Source organism: Caulobacter sp. FWC26, assembly GCF_002742645.2.
Taxonomy (GTDB): domain Bacteria; phylum Pseudomonadota; class Alphaproteobacteria; order Caulobacterales; family Caulobacteraceae; genus Caulobacter.
Genome location: NZ_CP033875.1, coordinates 1,965,967 through 1,985,223, shown reverse-complemented (window position 1 = coordinate 1,985,223; position 19,257 = coordinate 1,965,967). Strand labels below are relative to the sequence as shown.

General features: G+C 66.1%; 17 protein-coding genes and 1 tRNA gene. 7 read left to right on the top strand and 11 right to left on the bottom strand.

Features of this window, described 5'->3' with window-relative positions; genetic code table 11:
• Positions 1 to 79 precede the first annotated feature (79 nt).
• Positions 80 to 4,249, bottom strand: coding sequence for a translocation/assembly module TamB domain-containing protein (locus tag CSW63_RS10910; protein WP_168193740.1), 4,170 nt, complete (start codon positions 4,247 to 4,249; stop codon positions 80 to 82).
• Between the two features lie 23 nt (positions 4,250 to 4,272).
• Entirely contained in the window at positions 4,273 to 6,057 is a 1,785-nt protein-coding gene (locus CSW63_RS10905) for an autotransporter assembly complex family protein (RefSeq protein WP_062097030.1), read from the bottom strand.
• A gap of 252 nt (positions 6,058 to 6,309) precedes the next feature.
• Here CSW63_RS10905 and CSW63_RS10900 point away from each other — a divergent pair, with 252 nt between their 5' ends.
• Genes CSW63_RS10900 through CSW63_RS10890 form a run of 3 tightly spaced genes read left to right on the top strand, consistent with a single transcriptional unit; the run spans position 6,310 to position 9,763 of the window.
• The gene (locus tag CSW63_RS10900; RefSeq protein WP_082749558.1) at positions 6,310 to 7,830 is read left to right on the top strand and encodes a circularly permuted type 2 ATP-grasp protein; all 1,521 of its coding nucleotides are present in this window, start codon (positions 6,310 to 6,312) and stop codon (positions 7,828 to 7,830) included.
• Positions 7,827 to 8,774: an alpha-E domain-containing protein gene (locus CSW63_RS10895; RefSeq protein WP_062097034.1), complete on the top strand. Its 948-nt coding sequence runs from the start codon at positions 7,827 to 7,829 to the stop codon at positions 8,772 to 8,774. The genes CSW63_RS10900 and CSW63_RS10895 overlap by 4 nt, the downstream gene beginning before the upstream one ends.
• A gap of 11 nt (positions 8,775 to 8,785) precedes the next feature.
• Positions 8,786 to 9,763: a transglutaminase family protein gene (locus CSW63_RS10890; RefSeq protein ID WP_062097036.1), complete on the top strand. Its 978-nt coding sequence runs from the start codon at positions 8,786 to 8,788 to the stop codon at positions 9,761 to 9,763.
• Positions 9,764 to 9,766: 3 nt separating this feature from the next.
• On the opposite strand, the gene CSW63_RS10885 is transcribed toward CSW63_RS10890, so the two are convergent.
• The 5 genes from CSW63_RS10885 to CSW63_RS10865 all read right to left on the bottom strand — a co-directional run bounded on the left by CSW63_RS10885 (position 9,767) and on the right by CSW63_RS10865 (position 13,311).
• Positions 9,767 to 10,123 (bottom strand): PilZ domain-containing protein, encoded by a 357-nt coding sequence (locus CSW63_RS10885; RefSeq protein ID WP_062097144.1) that lies wholly within the window; start codon positions 10,121 to 10,123, stop codon positions 9,767 to 9,769.
• 102 nt (positions 10,124 to 10,225) lie between these two features.
• On the bottom strand, positions 10,226 to 11,245 hold the full coding sequence (locus CSW63_RS10880; protein ID WP_062097038.1) for a sulfate/molybdate ABC transporter ATP-binding protein: 1,020 nt from the start codon (positions 11,243 to 11,245) through the stop codon (positions 10,226 to 10,228).
• A 14-nt stretch (positions 11,246 to 11,259) separates the two neighbouring features.
• Positions 11,260 to 12,117 carry a sulfate ABC transporter permease subunit CysW gene (gene cysW, locus CSW63_RS10875; RefSeq protein WP_062097146.1) on the bottom strand — a complete coding sequence of 286 codons (858 nt, stop codon included), beginning with the start codon at positions 12,115 to 12,117 and terminating at the stop codon, positions 11,260 to 11,262.
• Entirely contained in the window at positions 12,117 to 12,989 is an 873-nt protein-coding gene (gene cysT, locus CSW63_RS10870) for a sulfate ABC transporter permease subunit CysT (RefSeq protein ID WP_062097040.1), read from the bottom strand. The genes cysW and cysT overlap by 1 nt, the downstream gene beginning before the upstream one ends.
• Before the next feature lie 247 nt (positions 12,990 to 13,236).
• Positions 13,237 to 13,311: transfer RNA gene (locus CSW63_RS10865), tRNA-Lys, on the bottom strand.
• 126 nt (positions 13,312 to 13,437) lie between these two features.
• Between CSW63_RS10865 and CSW63_RS10860 the strand changes: the two genes are divergently transcribed.
• The gene (locus CSW63_RS10860) at positions 13,438 to 14,142 is read left to right on the top strand and encodes a hypothetical protein (RefSeq protein ID WP_062097042.1); all 705 of its coding nucleotides are present in this window, start codon (positions 13,438 to 13,440) and stop codon (positions 14,140 to 14,142) included.
• Here CSW63_RS10860 and tgt read toward each other — a convergent pair.
• Complete coding sequence (gene tgt / locus CSW63_RS10855) at positions 14,139 to 15,254, bottom strand: tRNA guanosine(34) transglycosylase Tgt (RefSeq protein WP_062097044.1); 1,116 nt, start codon at positions 15,252 to 15,254, stop codon at positions 14,139 to 14,141. The two genes, CSW63_RS10860 and tgt, sit on opposite strands and share 4 nt — an antisense overlap.
• Positions 15,254 to 16,354, bottom strand: a complete 1,101-nt coding sequence (gene queA / locus CSW63_RS10850) for a tRNA preQ1(34) S-adenosylmethionine ribosyltransferase-isomerase QueA (protein ID WP_062097046.1) — start codon at positions 16,352 to 16,354, stop codon at positions 15,254 to 15,256. Before queA ends, tgt begins: the two co-directional genes overlap by 1 nt.
• Positions 16,355 to 16,480: 126 nt before the next feature.
• On the opposite strand from queA, the gene CSW63_RS10845 reads away from it, so the two are divergent.
• From CSW63_RS10845 to CSW63_RS23370, 3 genes are read left to right on the top strand one after another with little or no spacing between them, the layout of a single operon-like run.
• Entirely contained in the window at positions 16,481 to 17,095 is a 615-nt protein-coding gene (locus tag CSW63_RS10845; RefSeq protein ID WP_231737505.1) for a hypothetical protein, read from the top strand.
• Positions 17,096 to 17,136: 41 nt separating this feature from the next.
• Positions 17,137 to 17,727, top strand: a complete 591-nt coding sequence (locus CSW63_RS23375) for a hypothetical protein (protein WP_168193639.1) — start codon at positions 17,137 to 17,139, stop codon at positions 17,725 to 17,727.
• Positions 17,634 to 18,113, top strand: coding sequence for an endonuclease/exonuclease/phosphatase family protein (locus tag CSW63_RS23370; protein WP_168193638.1), 480 nt, complete (start codon positions 17,634 to 17,636; stop codon positions 18,111 to 18,113). The genes CSW63_RS23375 and CSW63_RS23370 overlap by 94 nt, the downstream gene beginning before the upstream one ends.
• On the opposite strand, the gene CSW63_RS10835 is transcribed toward CSW63_RS23370, so the two are convergent.
• Complete coding sequence (locus CSW63_RS10835; protein WP_231737506.1) at positions 18,100 to 18,540, bottom strand: phosphohydrolase; 441 nt, start codon at positions 18,538 to 18,540, stop codon at positions 18,100 to 18,102. The two genes, CSW63_RS23370 and CSW63_RS10835, sit on opposite strands and share 14 nt — an antisense overlap.
• A gap of 211 nt (positions 18,541 to 18,751) precedes the next feature.
• A complete protein-coding gene (locus CSW63_RS10830; RefSeq protein WP_062097052.1) occupies positions 18,752 to 19,219 on the bottom strand; it encodes a peptidylprolyl isomerase in 468 nt (155 codons plus the stop codon).
• Positions 19,220 to 19,257 lie beyond the last annotated feature (38 nt).

The window sequence follows — 19,257 nt, the reverse complement described above, 5'->3', positions numbered from 1 at the left end:
CAAGATAACCAAGGGCCGCGGGCAAATCGTACTTACCTCAGACGAGGTAACCGGGCGCCCGCGCAACAGCCTTGCGTGCTTAATAGTCCTTTCGCCAGCGAACGGAAAGCTTTGCGTCGTTCTGACCGCCAATGCGGGAGACCAGAGACAACGTCCGGCGAATCCGCCACTCGACCTGCGCCGCAGGACCTTCGCGGCCCCCGCCGATGATTTCAACATAGACATCGTCAGTGACATACTTGCCGCCGGCCACGGTCATCCCGGTGGCGCTCTCGGCGAAGGCGAGCCGGTCCAGCCGCGCGAAGCTCCGCAGATTGCCGATGACATCGAAACCGCCGCCACCCGCGAGCGCGGCCAGAGCCGAGGCCAGTTGAGCAGCTTCGATCGGCGACAACTGTGCGGCCGAGGCGCCGAACAGCACCTGGCTGAGCACCTCGTCGCTGGGCAGCTCCGGCTTGGACGTCAGCGTGATCTCCGGCTTGGCCGCCGTGCCCAGGATCCGGACCACGGCGGTTAGCGCGGCGTCTTGGCGGGTCGCCGAGAGATTGAGCCGGATTTGATCGAGCTGGGTCGAAAGATAGACCACGCCGTCATCATCGAACTCGAACCGCTTGCCGGCGAAGTCGTACTCGCCCCGCACCATCCTGGCGACGCCGCTGAGTTGCGGGGCCAGCGATGTGCCGCCGACGTGCGCGTCCAGCGATAGCTCCACATCGAGCCCGCGGCCTCGCACGAAGATGCGTCGCGGCGCCTTGAGGTCCAGATCCAAGATCATTCCGCCGGTCGTCGGACGGCGCTGAAGGCCCTGATCGAGGTCCGCCGGGCGATTGCGCTCGACGACATCCATCGCCACCACGCCCGCCGGGGTCTTGGTCTGGGCCGAGACGTCGGCGCGATCTAGCGTCACAGCGCCCGTCAGCTTGATCTTCCCGTCCGCCGAGCGGTTGACGCTGGCCTGTCCCGTCGCGACCGCCGAGGCCAGATCATTGTCGATCAGGCGGAAGTTCTTCATGTCGAGCTTGAAATTGCCCTCGCCGCCACGCGAAAGGCTGATCCGTCCCGCGCCCGAGATCGAACCGCCCTGCCCGTCCTCGCCAATCGCCTGGCTGACGTCGATGGCGTTGTCGGCCAAGGCCGAGCGGAGGGTCACATTCCGCAACCGAAGTCCCGACTGTCCGTCGTCGAAACCACCGCGATCCAGCGTAGCCTGACCGATCAGGCGAGGGTCGCCCAGCGTGCCGCCCAGGCTTGCCTGCAGGTTGATGCGGCCCGACAGCGAGCGCTCCGGCCCCAGCAACAAGTCCCAAAGCGGCTTGATTTCACCTTGCGCCGAAAAGCGCCCCTGCACGCCTCGCCGCTTGTTGACGGCCAGACGAAGCGGCATGGCCGAGGCCTCGACGGGAAGCACAAGGTTAGCCTCGGCCTTGAGGCCCTGGCGGTTGTCGCCATCGGCGATGATCGTCAGCTGGCTATCGGTCAACGTCCCCTGGATCTTCGCATCCAGCGATTGCTCGATCTTGGCGCCGCGCTCCCGCGCGTTGGAGAGCCGCATCGAGAAGCCCCCGGCCAGTGTCTCGCCCTGACCGTGAAGGTTGAACGCGCCGTCGATGTCACCGTCCAGATCCGGGTCGAACGCGGTCAAGGTAACGCCGCTCAGTTCGGCCTTCAGCATCGTAGCTGCCCCGCCAAGATCGGCGTCGATATCCGCCCGCCCCTTGTCGACGGCCAGACGAAGGCGCGCCCGGGTCGGCCCGTCGCCGAAGCGAACACGCGCGGCCTCCAGGGTCTTGAGTTCAGTTCGCCCGACGCGACCAGACGCATTGAGGGTCAGATCATAGATCTTCCCAGCCTGGGCCAAGTCACCCGCGCCGCTGAGACGCCAAGCTCCGCCAGGAGCCTCGCCGCGCGCGTCGATCGACAGCGGCAATCGCGCAAGCGGACCATCGGCCTTGATCCGCGCTAAGCGGACTTTCCACGATCCGCTGGTCACATTCTCCGCAACGAGATCCAGCGTTGCGCTCGGCGAACCGCCCCCCGGCGTATCGACGAGCCGCGCCGAACCCTGCACCGAACCTTGGGGCAGGAAGGCGCCGGGGCCGATCGCCAGCCGCAAATCGGCCGTGGCCGGGCGTCCGTCGCGTAGCGAGACCGCGCCCTGCGCCTTGGCGCCGCCGGCGTCGACATCAACCTGGCTTAGCTCGACGCCCCCGGGCGAGAAGCGGAAGGACGCACGCCCGCGCGCGGGGCCATAGGCGCTGTCGCCTTGTAGCGTGACCATCCCGTCCGTGCCGTTGGCCGCACGCGCGAACGTCAGCGACAGCCTTGCCTTGCTCAGCGGCAAGCGGGGAAGGTCAATCGTATCGAAAACGGCGTTCAGATCGGCCTTCGGCGCGGATAGCGTTCCGCCAATACGCCCATCGCCGGCCGCCTTGCCCGCGACCTCGACCGGCCCCGCGCGGAAAGGCCCGGTCGCCGTCCAGTCGAGGCCGAAATCCAAGGATAGTCCTTCACCCAGCCGACCCGACGTCTTCACCGCCGCGTTGGCGCCGTCCAGTTTGGCCTCGGCCACGGTCAGCACGCCAGCGTTCCAACTGGCCTTGCCCGAAAGGCGCGGCGTCACGCCCAGCAGGCGATCGATTTCAGCATAACCCGTTGCGAAATTCACGGCCTTGCCGTCGACCGTGAAGCTCCAGGGGCGTCCCACAAAGCTTGAGGCCGACCACCGCGCGGTCACGGACCCTTTGGCGCCCGACCTCACCGGCGCCAGGCTGGCCACCTTCATTTCGCCGTCAAACGACAGGCCGCCCAACAGGCCCCGACCGCCCTTCCCCGTCACGATCAGGTTTGGCGCGTCGATCCGCGCGGCCTTGATCAGGAACCGTCCGCCCTTGACCCGCTCGGCCTCGAACGTCGCCTTGGGACTGGCGCCGAGCACCGCCAGCAAGCCGGTCCCGCCCCCACCGGACGTTGTCGCCTGCGCTTTGATCTCAAGATCGCCCTTGGCCCAGGTCACCTTGGCGGGGCCTCGGGCGCGCTTGAGCCGGTAACCCAGAAGTTCCAGATCGCTGACATCCGCCACCCCGTCGACAACAAACCCGCCGTCGATGAGGCGGAACACGCCGCTCACGTCACCGCGTCCCATCTTCGGGATCGTCACGATACGGCTAAGGGCGCCGACGCGCGCCGTGAAAGCCAGGCCATCGGGACCGGTGCGGCGCTTGCTCAAGTCGGCGAGGCCTTCGCCGCGGAGGACCAAATTCTCTGAATTGACGGCGATCTTCAGCGCCGAGAGGCTGTCAGCAGCGGCCTTGCGGCCTTCGATGACAAAGTCCGCGCGTGGGCCGAACATCCTGGCGAGACGCTCGGTGAGCCTCGAGGCCTCAAGGTCAATCCGCCCTCGCGCCGATCCGCCCTGCTCGGTCCAGGCGCCCTGCGCCTCAAGGGGGGTGTCGGCGCCCGACCGCGCCACGAGATCAAAGGCCGCGCGGCTGGTGGTTCCATTGGCCTTGGCCTTGAGGTCAAAGGCCCGGTTCGCCGGCAGCCCCAGCGCCCCCGCGATCGCGCCGCCGTTGGCCTCGGTGGCGTCGGCCAACAGGCGCAGCGATTTGGATCGCCCCAGGTCGAACTCGACATTGAGATAATCGCCGACATGAAGCCGGGAGGCGACCGCGATCTTACCCTGCTGGCCGCCGCGCCGCGCCATCTCGTAGGCGCCTTTCACGTCGAAGTCGCCCTCCGCGCCGCTGAAGGCTGGGCGCGTGAGCAAGCGAAAGGCGAAGGCGTCGAGATCCACGGAGACGGGCGCGGCGCCGGACTTGCCTTTAGGGCCCAAGTCGGGACGACGCAGCACGATCAGATCGCGAGCATCGACCCGTTCGGCGTGGAAGCGGCGAGCGAACAACTCGGTAGGCCGCCAAGCGACTCGTAAGTCGTGAGCCTCGAGCCAGACGCCCTTTCCGTCGGAGATTGTCAGGCGGCGAACACCGAAGTCCTTCCAGATATCGCCGGACAGCCCCTCGATGCGAAGCTTGCCGATGCGGCCTAGCTTCAGGCCGGAGGCCCGCGCTTCGAGGAACATGCGCCCCTGCGGCGTGATCGGCGCCAGCCGCAGCCCCCCCGCCATCACCAGCAGAAGCGCGGCCAGGATTCCGACCGCGATCAGCACCGCGCCGCCCCAACCCACCTTTCGGGCGACCTTGACGGCGGTCTCGCCCGCCGCCTCGGCGGCCTGGGCGACGGTTTCCGCCAGCTCCGGCTTGTCCTGATCGCCGCTCAAAAGCTCTGTCCGATGCTGAGATAGATCTGGAACCGGGGGTCGCCCTTGCGGCGTCCCAACGGCGCGGCGATGTCCGCGCGTATAGGTCCAAATCCAAGATCATAGCGGATACCGAAGCCCGCCCCGGCGCGAAGGTCGTCGCGTTTCGGAGTCTGTTGCGTGCCGATCGCCCCGGCGTCAATGAAGGCGACGCCGCTCCAGCGGTCCGTGATCTTCTGGCGGACTTCCAGAGAGCTCTCGATCAAGGAAACCCCGCCCTGCGGGGTGTTATCGGACAGACGAGGGCCGATCCCCTGATAGGCGTAACCGCGCACAGAACCGCCGCCGCCGGAGAAGAAGCGCCGGGAGGCAGGGACATCCAGAACGCTCCCGCCGGCGATCGCCCCTACCTTCAGGCGCGCGGCCAATACGGTGCTGTCTTGGCGGCCGAAAGGCAGGTAGGCTGAACCCTGCGCCGCCAACTTCAAGTACGGGACACTGGTGTCGCCGGCGACATAGGTGGGCTCGGCGCGCGTCTCCAGCCGCCAACCACGCTTCGGATCCAGGATGCTGTCGGAGAAGTCCCAGGCGTAGGCGACCAGACCAGCCAGAGTGGCCAGGTTCAGTTTGCGCCCCGCAATGGAGCCATTGCGGCTCACCTGCTCCTTGGTCTGCGACAGATCGAACGAGACCCCGAAGGTGCGATAGGCGGTGGTCTGGCGTCGCCGGGTCAGGTCCACCCCGATGGTGGCGCCGGTTTCGTTGTAGGCGTCGGTGTCGTTCCGGAAGACCGAGCTGTTCAGCTTCAAGGTCTGCTGAGGCCGGCGCCAGTGCGGCAGGGATATTTCGGCGCCAAGCCGCTGTTCCAGCTTCGCGAAGCGCAGAGCATAGGTGGTGGTGTCCGCACGGGATCGCTGATTGTAACGAATCCAGCGGGCGTCGACGCCGGCGCCTTCGCTGGTGGAATAGCCCGCTCCCAGTTCGATGGTCCTCGCCCGGCGATCCGAGAGCGTGACGACCACGGGCCTCAGTCCCTCCGCCGTCGCCTTGTCCGCCCCCGCGAGCGTCACGGAAATGGAGTCGTATACGGCGGTGTCGCGGAGGCGACGCTCCAATTCGGCGACGTCTTCGGGATCGTAAACATCGCCCGCGACCCAGGGGGCCAGGCGCGCGACCCATTGGGGGTTGGTTCGCCCCTTCGTGACGACCTCGACGCCGTCCAGGCGGACCAGTTCGCCCGCCATGATCCTGAACGTCGGGCGAACGGTGTGGTCCGCGTGGTCGACGATCACCTCACGCGGCTCCGGAGCGACGTCGGCGTAGCCGAGCTTGGCGACCTGCGCGACGATCCGCCCCTCCGCGCCGACGATGTCCGCCGACCGTCCCGGCTCGCCCTCGGTCAGCCGCATGGCCGCTGCGGCGCGCTGCCGGACCCCTTCATCGGGCGGCGATCCTGACCAGGCGATCTGCGGATCGGCGATTAGAAAGACTTGTCCCGGCGCGATCTTGACCACGGCGGCCGGAGGTTCTCCGTCGCTGACGTCAGGTTCGACCGTATAGGCGTAGTAGCCCTCGGCGCGCAGAACCGCGATCGCGTCTTCGCCAGCCTGACGGGCGCGGCGTCGCGCCTCGGAGCGGCTGCGGGCAGGCTGATCGGATTCCGCCAACGCCCGCTGAATCGCTTCGCGCAGCGCTCTGTCGTCGACACCTTGAATCTGGGCCATCGGCTCGTCGGCCCAAGCGACCGAGGCGCAAAGCCAAGTCGCCGTCGCCACGGCCAGGGTAGTCCGCCCAAGCACCAAATCTCGTTCCCCGCGCGAAGCGCCCCCGCACCTGCTGTAGTCCGGGGTTCGCCTCGTGTCACGTTCGGAAATGCTACCGTTTCGGCGTCGGCGACGCTTCTCAAAGCGACCGAATGGCGCCCAAATGATGAGCAGTCGTGTGCAATCACTCAGCGGGTGTCGAATCCGAGGCGCATAGCGGCGACGAAGCTCTAGAGTTTGGACGGCGCGCCGGTGGGACGCGCCCAAGATCGAAGACAAGCGGATAAAAGCGTGGCGGCGAAGACCCAAACCCGAGCGGACACCCCGACCCTACCGATGACGGAGGCCGCATACCTGCCGGGCGTAGCTTACGACGAGATGTTCACCCCAGAGGGTGAGGTTCGGCCGCACTACGATCCCCTGCATGGCCGAATGTCGACGCTCGGCGCGGAAGAGCTGGCCGGACGTCAGCGCACGCTTGAGCGCTCGTTCCTGCTCCAGGGGATCACCTTCACGGTCTACGGCGCCGAGAACACCACCGAACGGATCATCCCTACCGATCTCTTTCCGCGCATCATTCCTGCGGCCGAATGGGCGAGAATCGAAGCCGGCCTGACCCAGCGCCTGCGGGCCCTCAATCTCTTCCTCGCCGACATCTATGGCGATCAGCAGATCCTGATGGACGGCGTGGTGCCGCGCGAACTGGTGCTGGGCGCGCCGTCCTATCGCCGCGAAATGCAGCACCTCTACGTTCCGCACAAGGCGTACGCCAATGTGTGCGGCAGTGACCTGATCCGCTGCCAGGACGGTCAGTTCGCGGTGCTGGAGGACAACCTGCGCGTCCCCTCGGGCGTGTCGTACATGTTGGCCAATCGCGACGCGGCAAAGCGCACCTTCCCCGGCACATACCGCGCCGCCGGCGTTCGGCCTGTCGAGCGCTACCCGGACCTGCTGCTATCGACAATGAAAAGCATGGCCGCCGATTGGCGCGGCGACCCGCAGGTCGTCGTGCTGACGCCCGGCGTCTACAACAGCGCCTACTACGAGCACGCCTATCTCGCCCGCCTGATGGGCGTACCGCTCGTCGAAGGCCGCGACCTCGTCGTCCACGAGAACATGGTCTACATGCGCACCACGACCGGCCTGCGCAGGATCGATGTCATCTATCGCCGGGTCGACGACGACTTCATCGATCCCCTCACCTTCCGGCGCGACAGCTCGCTTGGCGCCGCAGGCCTCTTCAACGCCTATCGGGCCGGGAATGTGGTGATCTGCAACGCCCCCGGTACCGGCGTGGCCGATGACAAGGCAGTGTATGCCTACGTCCCCGACATCATCCGATACTACCTCGGCGAAGACGCGATCCTGCCGAACATCGAAACCTATCTCTGCCGTGAGCCGCGCCAGTTGAGTCACGTTCTGGCCAACCTCGACAAGTTCGTGGTCAAGGCGGTCGGCGCCTCCGGCGGATACGGAATGCTCGTTGGACCGCACGCCAGCCAGAAGGAGCGCGACGACTTCGCGCAAGCGATCAAGGCCGATCCCGAGAACTATATCGCCCAGCCGACGATCCAGCTCTCGACTGCGCCTTGCCTGGTGGACGGCCGCATCGAGCCCCGCCACGTCGATCTGCGCCCCTTCATCCTGTCAGGCGAGAAAACCATCGTGACCCCCGGCGCCTTGACCCGCGTGGCGCTCAAGCGTGGGTCGCTGGTGGTGAACTCCAGCCAGGGCGGCGGCTCCAAGGACACCTGGGTCTTGGCCGACGACGCGCCCGCCAATGGCCATGTGACCGGGAGCGCCCGCCCATGATGCTCGCCCGTGTCGCCGACAGCCTCTATTGGCTTGGCCGTTATATCGAGCGGGCCGAGCATCTGTCGCGCCTGTCCTCGGTCATGTTGAACGCCACGCTCGACCAGACCGACTCCGGCGCTCAGGCCGTCTGGATCGCCCTGGCCGCCGTGGGCGAACCGGGCGACGGAGCCGAAGTTGGCTCGTTCGAAGCCGCACAAGCCCTGGTTCTGAACCGAGGCGATCCCAACTCGGTCGTATCGTCGCTGGCCCGAGCCCGTGAAAACGCCCGTCAAGTGCGCGACCAGATCACCACCGAGACCTGGGAACGGCTCAATCTGCTGTATCTGAAAGTCACGGACCCCGAAGCGCCCAAGGATTTCGCGGCGGGCTCGGACATCTTCCTGCACGACGTCATCGCCGACCTGCACCTGTTCAAGGGCGCGGCCGACACCACCATGAGCCACGGCGAAAGCTGGCGATTCATGATGCTCGGCATCTACATGGAGCGCGCCCAACTGGTGTCGCGACTTCTGGAGGTCTGTTTCGCGGAGTCGCCAACGCAAGGCCGCCTAGCCGATCACGTCGCGCTGGTCAGCCTCCTGCGCATGGCCTGCGCGCTGGAGCCTTATCTTCGGGTCTATACCGCCGAGATCGAACCCCGGCACATCTTGGAGTTCCTAGTTTTCGACGAGGACTTCCCGCGCTCCATCCGCTTTGCGACCGCCCAGATCGAACAGCACCTCAGCGCCATGGCCAGGAGCGTTTCCGCCAACGAACGCGCGGGTCCCGAACGGCTCGCCGGTCGCTTGAAGGCGCGTCTGCAGTTCGCGGATGTCGACGAGCTGGAAGCCGTCGGCGCGGGCCCGCTGCTGACCACCGTAGTGAACGAATGCGCCCGTATCCACGAAGCCATCTACGAGACCTTCGTGGCCTACCCCCTCGAAACGCGTCTGCCCGCCTAGGATCCTGGATCGTGCTGCTCGAAATCCGTCACGTCACCCAATACCACTACGAGCGTCCCGTCCGGGAAAGCCTGATGGAGCTGTGGATGCAGCCCCAGAAGACGGCTCGGCAACGTCTAGTCAGCTTCGAATTGGACCTGAACCCCGCAGCTCAGGTGTTCTCCTACGCCGACAGCTTCGGCAACGCCGTCTATCACTTCGATGTGCCTCAGCCCCACGACAAGCTGACCATAATCGCCCGGTCGGCGGTCGAGACCGAGTCACCAGGCGAGCGTCCCGATCATCTGGACATGGGCGAATGGGATCGCCTGCGCAGCGAGTTCGTCAGGGGCGAGTGCTTCGACTTCCTGCGACCTCATGGTTTCGTGAAGACGACCGACGCGCTTCAAACGTTCGTCAATGAGCACGACTTGGACGGCTTGAAGCGGCGAGATCCTCTTACGGCCGTGCGCACCCTGTCGGAGACGATCTACAGCGCGTTCGAGTACGAGCCCGGGGTGACCGACGCCAACAGCCCCATCGACCTGGCGCTCAGCGCCGGACGAGGTGTTTGCCAGGACTTCGCCCACATCATGCTGGCGGTTTGCCGGGGATGGGGGATCCCAGCGCGTTATGTCTCCGGCTATCTATTCACCGATCGCGATGCCGGGGACCGTTCGGATCCCGACGCGACCCACGCCTGGGTCGAGGTCTTCCTACCCAGCCTGCGCTGGGTGGGTTTTGACCCGACGAACAACATGATGGCCGGCGAGCGGCATGTGGCCGTGGCGGTCGGTCGCGACTACGGCGACGTGACACCGTCACGGGGCGTCTATAAGGGTGACGCTCAAAGCCAGCTGGCGGTTGGCGTTTCGGTGCGTCGCGCACGCGCCGCGTTGGCGGAACCGGAATTCCTGCGCATGGCGCACCCGACCTTCGCGGGCGGGCGCCGACGCCCCGACACGGCCTTGCGAGAGGAGTTGCACCAGCAGCAGCAGCAGCAGCAATAGGCTTTAAATCGTCGCGTCCGCAGTCAAACTGGCCAGGAACCTGCGGGCGATCTCGAGCGCGCCGGCCGCACCGCCGGCGCGCGGGCCGATGCGCTGCGTCGCCGTGAACTGGACGCCCACCTCCGTTCCCGACCGCCAGACGACATTGGCGCGGTGAACTCGCCGACCGCCAGCGTCTACGAAGACGAACGTATCCGGCGGCGGCGTGATGCCGGCGGTCGACAGTCGGCCGCCCTTCTCGGCGACGTCGAGAAGCGAGGCCTTCCAGGACCTTGGATCATCGACGACGTAGATCTTGCGCGCCGCCGGCATCCGGGGATGCGCGCGCCGCTCGGCGCTCGAAGTCTCGACCATGACAATCCGCTTCCAGAAACCGACCTGTCGTTCTCGAAGCCCGCGCACACTTCGGATCTCACAGAGGTCGCGCGCGCCGGCCCGCGTTTAGACTTAGCGGATCTGTGCTTAAGCAGCGTAAACGTGGGCCTTGCGTGCGGCGACCCTGACAGAGCCGGTGAAGCGGGCCGCATCGGCGCGGGCGGCGCTGATTTCCAGGCGGCGCCCATCGGGCGTCGTGGCGCTGACGGCGGTCAACGGCCCCTGCACATGGGCGCGCTCGACCCTCACCTCGAAACCGGCATCGTCGAGCACCAGGTCGTGCGGTCGGACAAAGGCCGTCGCCGGGCCGTCCGGCGCGCCCGTCGCCGGTAGGGCCACAGACCCAGCCATGAAGCGTCCGCCGCTGACTCGCCCTTCAAAGCGGTTCGCCTCGCCGACGAACCCGCAAACGAAGGCCGTTTGGGGATGATCGTGGACCTGATCGGGCGTGCCGAGCTGTTCGATGCGGCCCTGGTTCAGGATCGCCACGCGATCGGCCAGTTCCAGCGCTTCTTCCTGATCGTGGGTCACGAAGATCGTGGTGACGCCGGTCGCATCATGCACCCGACGAAGCTCGCGGCGCAGAGACTTGCGAACGGTGGCGTCCAAGGCCCCGAAGGGCTCGTCGAGCAACAGGACGCTGGGCTGAACCGCCAGGGCCCGCGACAACGCCACCCGCTGACGCTGGCCGCCCGAAAGCTGCGAAGGATAGCGCTTTCCCAGCCCCTCCAGTTCGACAAGCTTGAGCAGGTCCTCGACGCGCTGGGCGATCTCGTCCTTGGGGGGCCTGTCCTTGCCCTTTCGGACATCCAACCCGAACGCGATGTTCTTGGCCACGGTCATATGCTTGAAGAGCGCATATTGCTGGAAGACGAAGCCGACCCGCCGCGCAGCGGCGGACGCAAAGGTGACATCCACGCCGTCGAACAGCACCTGCCCCGCATCGGGAAACTCCAGACCGGCGATCGTGCGCAGCAGCGTCGTCTTGCCCGAACCCGACGGGCCCAGGAGCGCCAGGAGTTCGCCGTCGGCGATCTCGAGATCGACCTTGTTCAGCGCTGGATAGCGGCCGAACTGCTTTTCGACGGAGCGGATGGAAATGGTCATGGGTCCGGGTCCGTTCAGTGTCCGCCGTGCCCGCGAACACCGGGCTGGGCGATTTCGAGCGTGGTCTTCAGCACCAGGGTCACTACCGCCAACAGGCACAGCAGAGCCGCGACGGCGAAGGCGCCGACGAAGTCGTACTCGTTGTAGAGGATCTCGACGTGCAGCGGCATGGTGTTGGTCAGGCCGCGAATATGTCCGCTGACTACGGACACCGCGCCAAACTCGCCCATCGCACGGGCGTTGCACAGCAGGACGCCGTACAGCAGACCCCAGCGCACATTGGGCGCGGTGACCCGCCAGAACGTGTAGAGCCCCGAAGCGCCCATCGACACAGCGGCCTCCTCCTCGCTGACGCCCTGCTCCTGCATGAGCGGAATCAGTTCGCGCGCCACGAACGGGAAGGTCACGAACACCGTCGCCAGCACGATGCCGGGGACCGCGAAGATGATCTTGATGTCGTTGTCGACCAGCCAATCGCCAAACCAGCCCTGCAGTCCGAAGATCAGCACGTAGATCAGACCCGCCACCACCGGCGACACCGAGAACGGTAGATCGATCAGGGTGATCAGCAGCGCCTTGCCACAGAACTCGTGCTTGGCGATGGCCCAGGCGGCGCAAAGACCAAAAACGGCGTTGAACGGCACCGCGATCGCCGCGGTCAGAAGGGTCAGCTTCACGGCGGCCAGGGCGTCGGGATTGCTCGCCGCTTCTATCGCCGCGCCGAGGCCCTTGCGAAGGGCTTCGGCGAACACCGCCACCAGCGGCAGGATCAGCACCAGGGCCAGAAAGGCCAGCACCAGCCCAATCAGCAGACACTTGGCCCATAGGGGATCGTCGGTGGGGCGGCGCGCTGTCCGCTTATCACGGCTGATCAATCGAACCTCCGCGCCCAGGCCTGAATGGCGTTGATGACGAGCAGCATGGTGAACGAGACCGTCAGCATCACCACCGCGATCGTCGCCGCGCGGGCGTACTCGAACTGCTCAAGCTGGATGATGATCAGCAGCGGCGCGATCTCCGACTTGTAGGGCATGTTGCCGGCGATGAAGATCACCGAGCCGTATTCACCGACGCCCCGTGCGAACGCCATGGCGAAACCAGTCAGCCAGGCCGGCGCCAGCGCTGGCGCGACGATCCTGACGATGGTCTGGATCCGACTGGCGCCCAGGCTGGCCGCCGCCTCTTCCACATCGGCGGCGGCGTCGCGCAGGACCGGCTCGATCGTGCGAACAACGAACGGCAGGCCGATAAACGCCAGGGCGATCACGACACCGACGGGATTGTAAGCCGCCTTGATCCCGAGCGGAGTCAGAAATTGTCCCACCCACCCCGTCGGCGCGTAGAGCGTGGCCAGGGCGATGCCCGCCACCGCGGTCGGCAAGGCGAACGGCAGATCGACCAGCGCATTGACAACGGTCTTCAGCGGAAAATCGTACCGCACCAGCACCCAAGCCGTCAGGACGCCGAACACGCCGTTGATCGCCGCAGCCACGAAGGCGGCGCCAAAGCTCAAACGATAAGCCGCCAGCGCGCGCTCCGACGTCGCCACCGCCCAGAACTCTGATGGCGACTGCTGCGCGGCCTTCAGGACCACCGCACTGAGAGGGATCAGCACGATCAGGGACAGCACCGTCACCGTCACGCCCATGGTCAAGCCAAAGCCAGGAATGGCCGAGCGCCGCCGAAACAACGGCCTCTTGCTGGACGGGGCTGGCGGCCGCTTAAGGGCGGTTTCGGCGGTCATCGTCTGATCGTCGTCCAGGCTCCGGGCGCGCCACGGCGCGACTTGGGAATCAATCGCCCGGACCGAACGGACACAAGCGATAAAAAACTGAGCCGCTTAAATCCCTACCCTGTCGATAGGGCAAATGAGAAAAGCCCCGTCCAGGCCACAGAAAAACTCTCTCCCGACCGCGCTCTGCGCGCACCTCGGGCGAGCTCTCTCTAAGACACATCCGAGAATGGGACCGCACCTATCCGAGGGCGCGAATTGGTAGGCCGGCTGGGATTCGAACCCAGGACCATTCGATTAAAAGTCGAATGCTCTACCACTGAGCTACCGGCCCGCTCACGATCCGGCGGGGACCGGTGGAAGCGGCGCGGACCATAGTCGGGGGGCGGCCGCGTCGCAAGCATGGTTTCGCCGTTTTTGCGTCGGATGATGGTCAAGCTGTGTAGGCGTCAGGTGACTCATGCGTCGAACCTTCCTGGTCCTGGTTCTTTTCGGTTCGGCCCTGGCCGCGAACGCTGTCGCGCGGCAGCAGGAACCGGCCCCGCCGTCGCAGTCATCGACTGACGACGGACGAATCAAGTCCACGTCCGAGGCGAACAAGGACGGAATCAGCGGCGCGGTCAGCGCCCCTCTCCGCGACGTGAATATCGTCCGCACCAAGATCCCCCGCATCCTGCTCGAAGCGATGGATGATCCCTACCGGCGCCCCAACCCGGCCGATTGTCGGACTCTGACTGCGCTGGTCGAACCGCTGGATGTGGCTTTGGGCGAGGATATCGATCGCAACCCGCCGCAGGAGAACGAAGACCTGATGGATCGCGGGCGCAAGGCCGCCGGTGACGCGGCGCTGGGGGCGATCGCCAGCACCGCCCAGGACTTGATACCGATGCGGGGCTGGGTGCGGAAGCTGACCGGCGCAGAGCGGCACGATCGTTTGGTGCAGAGCGCCATCGCGTCGGGAAACGTTCGTCGCGCCTATCTCAAGGGCCTGGGGGAGGCGCGCGGCTGCAACCCGCCAGCCACGCCCCTGCACAAGCCGCTCGCCGCGCCGCCCGTCGTCGATCCAGGGATGCCTCCGCCGCCCGATCCTTACGGTCCGCGCCGCCCCCGGTTCCCGATCTACAAGGAAGAAGCTCCGACGGTTCCCAAGGGCCCGGAAAGCTAGCGCCCCAGATGGCGGACGGCGAAATCGCGTCGGAACTGCTCGAAACGTCCTTCGGCGATCGCCACCCGCATCGCGGCGGTCAGCGCCTGGAAGAAGGCGATGTTGTGCCAGGAGAGCAGCACCTGACCGAGGATCTCCTCAGCCTTGAAGAGGTGCCGCAGATAGGCCTTCGAATAGTCGCGGCTGGCAGGGCAGTCGCTATCGGGATCCAGAGGCGTATCGTCCTCGGCGTATTTGGCGTTCTTCAGATTGATCGGCCCGTCCCAGGTCCAGGCCTGGCCATGGCGGCCTGATCGCGTCGGCAGCACGCAGTCGAACATGTCCACGCCCCGCGCCACCGCCTCGACGAGATCGATCGGCTTGCCCACCCCCATCAGATAGCGCGGACGGTCTTCCGGCAGCAGGCCCGGCGCGTAGTCGAGCACCTCGCACATCGCCTCATGCCCCTCGCCGACCGCCAAGCCGCCGATCGCATAGCCGTCGAAACCGATCTCGCGCAGGCGCTCGGAAGATTCGCGACGCAGCGGCTCGAAGGTCGAGCCCTGCTGAATGCCGAACAGAGCCTGGGTGTCACGCGTGCCAAAGGCGTCCTTAGAGCGTTTGGCCCATCGGGCCGAAAGCTCCATGCCCTTACGCGCTCTGGCCTCCTCCGCCGGCCAGGCGACGCACTCGTCGAGCTGCATGACGATGTCGCTGCCCAGCAGATCGGCCTGGATCTCGATCGAGCGCTCGGGCGTCAGCACATGCTTGGAGCCATCGACATGGCTCGAGAAGGTCACCGCCTCTTCGGTCAGCTTGCTGATCCCCGACAGGCTCATCACCTGGAACCCGCCGCTGTCGGTCAGGATCGGCTTGTCCCACCGCATGAACTTGTGAAGACCGCCCAGGCGCTTCACCCGCTCGGCCGACGGGCGAAGCATCAAGTGGTAGGTGTTGCCCAGGATGATGTCGGCGCCGGTGTCCTTGACCTGATCCACCGTCAGGGCCTTCACCGTGGCGGCCGTGCCGACGGGCATGAAAGCCGGCGTCCGGATATCGCCGCGCGGCGTTCTCAGCACGCCCGTCCGCGCCTTGCCGTCGGTTGCTTTGATCTCGAAGGGAAACGCGGCCATCAGCGGGTCTCGTCTTTGAACAGCAGGCTGCTATCGCCGTAGGAATAGAAGCGGTAGCCCGTCTCGATGGCGTGCTCATAGGCCGCGCGCATGGCCGACCGCCCCGCGAAGGCGCTGACCAGCATGAAGAGGGTCGACTTCGGCAGGTGGAAGTTGGTCATCAGCACATCGGCCGCTCGAAACCGATAGCCCGGCGTGATGAAGATGGCGGTCTCATCGGCGAAGGGCCTTACGACCCCGTCCTCGCCGGTTGCGCTTTCCAGAAGCCGCAGGGAGGTCGTGCCGACGCAGACGATGCGACCGCCGGCGCGACGGGCCGCGTTCAGAGCGTCAGCGACTTCGGCGGTCACCAGACCGTATTCGGCGTGCATCCGGTGCGCGGAGACGTCGTCGGTCTTGACCGGCAGAAAGGTGCCCGCGCCGACATGGAGCGTGACGAAGTGAAGTGAAACGCCTTTTGCCCGAAGCGCATTCAAAAGCGCCGGGGTGAAATGAAGGCCCGCCGTCGGGGCCGCCACTGACCCGTCTTCGCGCGCATAAACGGTCTGGTAGTCGGCGCGGTCGCGTTCGTCCTCGCCCCGCTTGGCGGCGATGTACGGCGGCAGCGGCATGTCACCGTGCTGGGCGATGCCGACATCAAGGTCCGGACCCGAGAGATCGAAGGCCAGGATAACCTCGCCGCCTTCACGCTTTTCGGCGACGGTGGCGTCCAGCCGGTTGAGTTCGCAGGCGCGATCTTCCCGTCCACCGAAAGCGATGCGATCACCGACCTTCAGACGCTTTCCTGGGCGCATGAAGGCGCTCCAGCGGTCGGGCGATACGCGGCGATGCAGAGTGGCCTCGACGGCGACAGGACCGCCGTCGCCGCCGCCCGTCGCGCGCCCCTCGCGCAGACCTGACAGACGCGCTGGGATCACCCGCGTATCGTTAAAAACCAGGGCGTCGCCTGGGCGGAGAAAATCGGGCAACGCCCGCACCACTTGGTCGGCGAGCGGCTGCCCCGGACGCACGACAAGCAGCCGCGCCGCATCGCGGGGTTCGGCGGGCCGTAGGGCGATGCGGTCCTCGGGCAGTTCGAAATCAAAGTCGGAAAGGCGCATGGGCGGGCTTCAAGCGCACGATGAACCCGGAAGGTCAAGACTTAGCCCGCCAAGCGAGGCGTGTGGACAAGCGGTATGATGTGTCCCCATGCTGCAGGCGAGGTAGGCATCGCTTGGGGGAAAGACGTGAAACGTCTGCTCGTGTCAGCTTTGGGGTCATTGCTGCTGTTGAGCGCTTGCGACGCGCCCAAACCAGCCTCCGCGCCATCGACGGTATCGCGCCAGAACACCTCGGCCTCCCCAAGCAAGCCAGTCGTTTCCGCCGACGCCTCGGGCGCGAGCTTCCAGCACGACCCGAAGCTGGATGCGTTCGGCTATTACTTCAGCGCCACGCCCGTAAAGTCTGGAAACTGGGCGCTCACCTCCCTGAACATCGGGACGCCGGAGGATTTCGCGGCCTGGGAGCAGGGCAAGCGCCCCAGCGCCTACGCCCCGATCTTCCTGGAGTTCGAGGACGTGACAAGCCCGACGGCGCTGAACGAACTGGGCCAGACCTACCGAACGGTGAGCTTCCGCCTGCTGCCCGCGATCTATCGTGTCGACGGAAATGCGGTCGTTTTCCGCGCCCAAGACCCGCGCGTCGGCGAGGTCGTCTTCTCGGGCGCGTTCGACCTGAACGCGCTGAAGGCGGCGAAAGCGGAAGGTCCGGGCGTTGGCGACCTCATCGTCCTGCGTGGGGGGCTGCAAGTGGGCGCCGAACGGATACGCAACATCAGCTTCAGCTATTTCGCGGGCGACTAGATCGCTCTTTCGCCGCCTCACCGGCGTGGTAAGGCCAACCCATGCGTCTGCTCGTCCAGCTCTTGAGCCTGCTTGTTCGCGGCACCGCGTTGATGCTCGGTCTGGTCGGCGCGGAGATGGCCGTGACCAGTATCGGCGGCGTGTTCAGCGACCGGCTGGACGCCTTCACCCACGCTGCGCCGCTGTGGCTGGCCATGAGCTTTGGGGCTGCGGTGCTCGGTGGGGCGTTCGCACGAAACGCCGAACGGCTGGTGATGGTCGCCTTGGGCGTCGTCGGCGTCGTAGCCTGCGCAGTGCTGATGGCGCCCGAACTCTGGGCGGCCTCGCGCTTCAAGCCCGCGACGGTCGCCGAGAGCGATCTAAAACTCATTCAGTTCAACGTCTGGCACAGCAATCGAACGCCCGAGAAGAGCCTTGCCTGGATCCTCGCCGAGGACGCCGACGTGGTTGTCATTGAGGAAGGCGGCGGAGACTCGCGGCCCATCGTCAAGGCGCTACGCGACAGCTATCCGTTCGCTTCATGCGAGAAGGGCATGCGTTGCGAGACCTGGATCTTTTCGCGCAAAAAGATGATCGCCCGCGGGGGGCGACGTTCGAAGGCCCGTACCTGTCCGCCGCCTGGGCCACATTAGCCGACGCGAAGGGCCCGTTCACGGTATTGGGCGTCCATTACACATGGCCGGTTCCCGCAGGACCTCAGCAGGCGCAGAGCCGTAAGCTGGTGAAGCTGGCGTCGGCCTTCGACCGCAAAGGCTTGATCTTGGCCGGAGACTTTAACTCCACCCCCTGGTCCTTCACGCTGAAGCGTCAGGATGAAGCCCTGGGCCTGCAACGCTGGACTCGCGCCCTCCCCTCCTGGCCCGCAGGCAAGTTCTCGCGGATCATGGCGGCGCCGGCTCCGTTTCTCCCGATCGATCACGTCTATGCAGGCGAGCAATGGCGCGCGGTCAGGATCGAGCGCGGCCCCGCCATTGGCTCGGACCATCGGCCGGTGGTGGTGACGTTCAGGCGGATGTGAGCGCGGCGATTTCCGCCGCGAGATTACGTCGGGCCGCAGCCTCCAGCGCCGCCGCGAACGCCGGGTCGGGAAACAGAACCGCCGCGTCGAGAAAGGTCCGAAGCACCCTCGCGCGGCCGAAGCGATAGACGTCCTCGGGCACGTGCGCGTACTCCTCGCGGATCGCCTTGGCGTAGGCGGCGTAAGCCTCAGGCTCCGCGCCTAGGATCGACAGATCGATCGACACCATCAACGCGCCGAGCCGGTCGCCCCCCTCTACCGAATGCCCTTTTGTCAGCCGGATAAGCCGGGAGACCTCGGAGATGTCCGCTTCCCAGCCGCCCGCAGCGGCAAGGGCCTGAACCGCGAGATCGGCGCTGACGTCTTCGTTGTCGGTTCGCAAGGGGTCATAGACAGCATCATGCCACCATAGCGCCTCGGTCAGCACCGCGCGCTCCCGCGCCGAAAGATCCGGCACTTGGTCAAGCCGCGCCAGGCAGTCCTCGATATGGGCAAGGGTGTGATAGCGACGATGTTGCTGGCTATACGCCGCACGGAGCCAAGCCCTGCTGACGGCCGGAAGCGCCCCATGCACGTCCACACTCATCCAGCCGCCTCCGAAGCAAAAAGGGCCGCCCTATGGGCGGCCCTTCGATCAATCAGGCGTCAGCGGCGATCTTGGCGCTGACGATCTTGCCCGGCGCCCGCGGCGGTTCGCCCTTGGGTAGGGCGTCGACATGCTCCATGCCTTCGGTCACCTGGCCCCAGACGGTGTATTGCTTGTCCAGGAACGTGGCGTCGTCGAACACGATGAAGAACTGGCTGTTGGCCGAGTCCGGGTTCGGCGTACGCGCCATCGAACAGACGCCGCGCACGTGCGGCTCGTCATTGAACTCGGCCTTCAGGTCCGGCTTGTCCGAACCGCCGCGGCCGGTGCCCGTCGGATCGCCGCCTTGCGCCATGAAGCCCGGGATCACGCGGTGGAAGACGACGCCGTCGTAGAAGCCTTCGCGAACCAGCTCCTTGATACGGGCGACGTGCCCCGGCGCCAGATCCGGACGCAGCTTGATCGTGACTGGACCGCTCTCGAGCGTCAGGATGAGGGTGTTTTCGAGGTCGGCCGACATGGTCTTCCCTTGGATGACGAGTGTTATGGGCGCTTCTA

Excerpts from the sequence above, each read along its gene's own strand:
- queA (WP_062097046.1), bottom strand. The coding sequence starts at position 16,354 with ATGCGCCTTTCCGACTTTGATTTCGAACTGCCCGAGGACCGCATCGCC.
- CSW63_RS23375 (WP_168193639.1), top strand. The coding sequence starts at position 17,137 with ATGCGTCTGCTCGTCCAGCTCTTGAGCCTGCTTGTTCGCGGCACCGCG.
- CSW63_RS10860 (WP_062097042.1), top strand. The coding sequence starts at position 13,438 with ATGCGTCGAACCTTCCTGGTCCTGGTTCTTTTCGGTTCGGCCCTGGCC.
- CSW63_RS10895 (WP_062097034.1), top strand. The coding sequence starts at position 7,827 with ATGATGCTCGCCCGTGTCGCCGACAGCCTCTATTGGCTTGGCCGTTAT.
- CSW63_RS10830 (WP_062097052.1), bottom strand. The coding sequence starts at position 19,219 with ATGTCGGCCGACCTCGAAAACACCCTCATCCTGACGCTCGAGAGCGGT.
- CSW63_RS10880 (WP_062097038.1), bottom strand. The coding sequence starts at position 11,245 with ATGACCATTTCCATCCGCTCCGTCGAAAAGCAGTTCGGCCGCTATCCA.
- tgt (WP_062097044.1), bottom strand. The coding sequence starts at position 15,254 with ATGGCCGCGTTTCCCTTCGAGATCAAAGCAACCGACGGCAAGGCGCGG.
- cysT (WP_062097040.1), bottom strand. The coding sequence starts at position 12,989 with ATGACCGCCGAAACCGCCCTTAAGCGGCCGCCAGCCCCGTCCAGCAAG.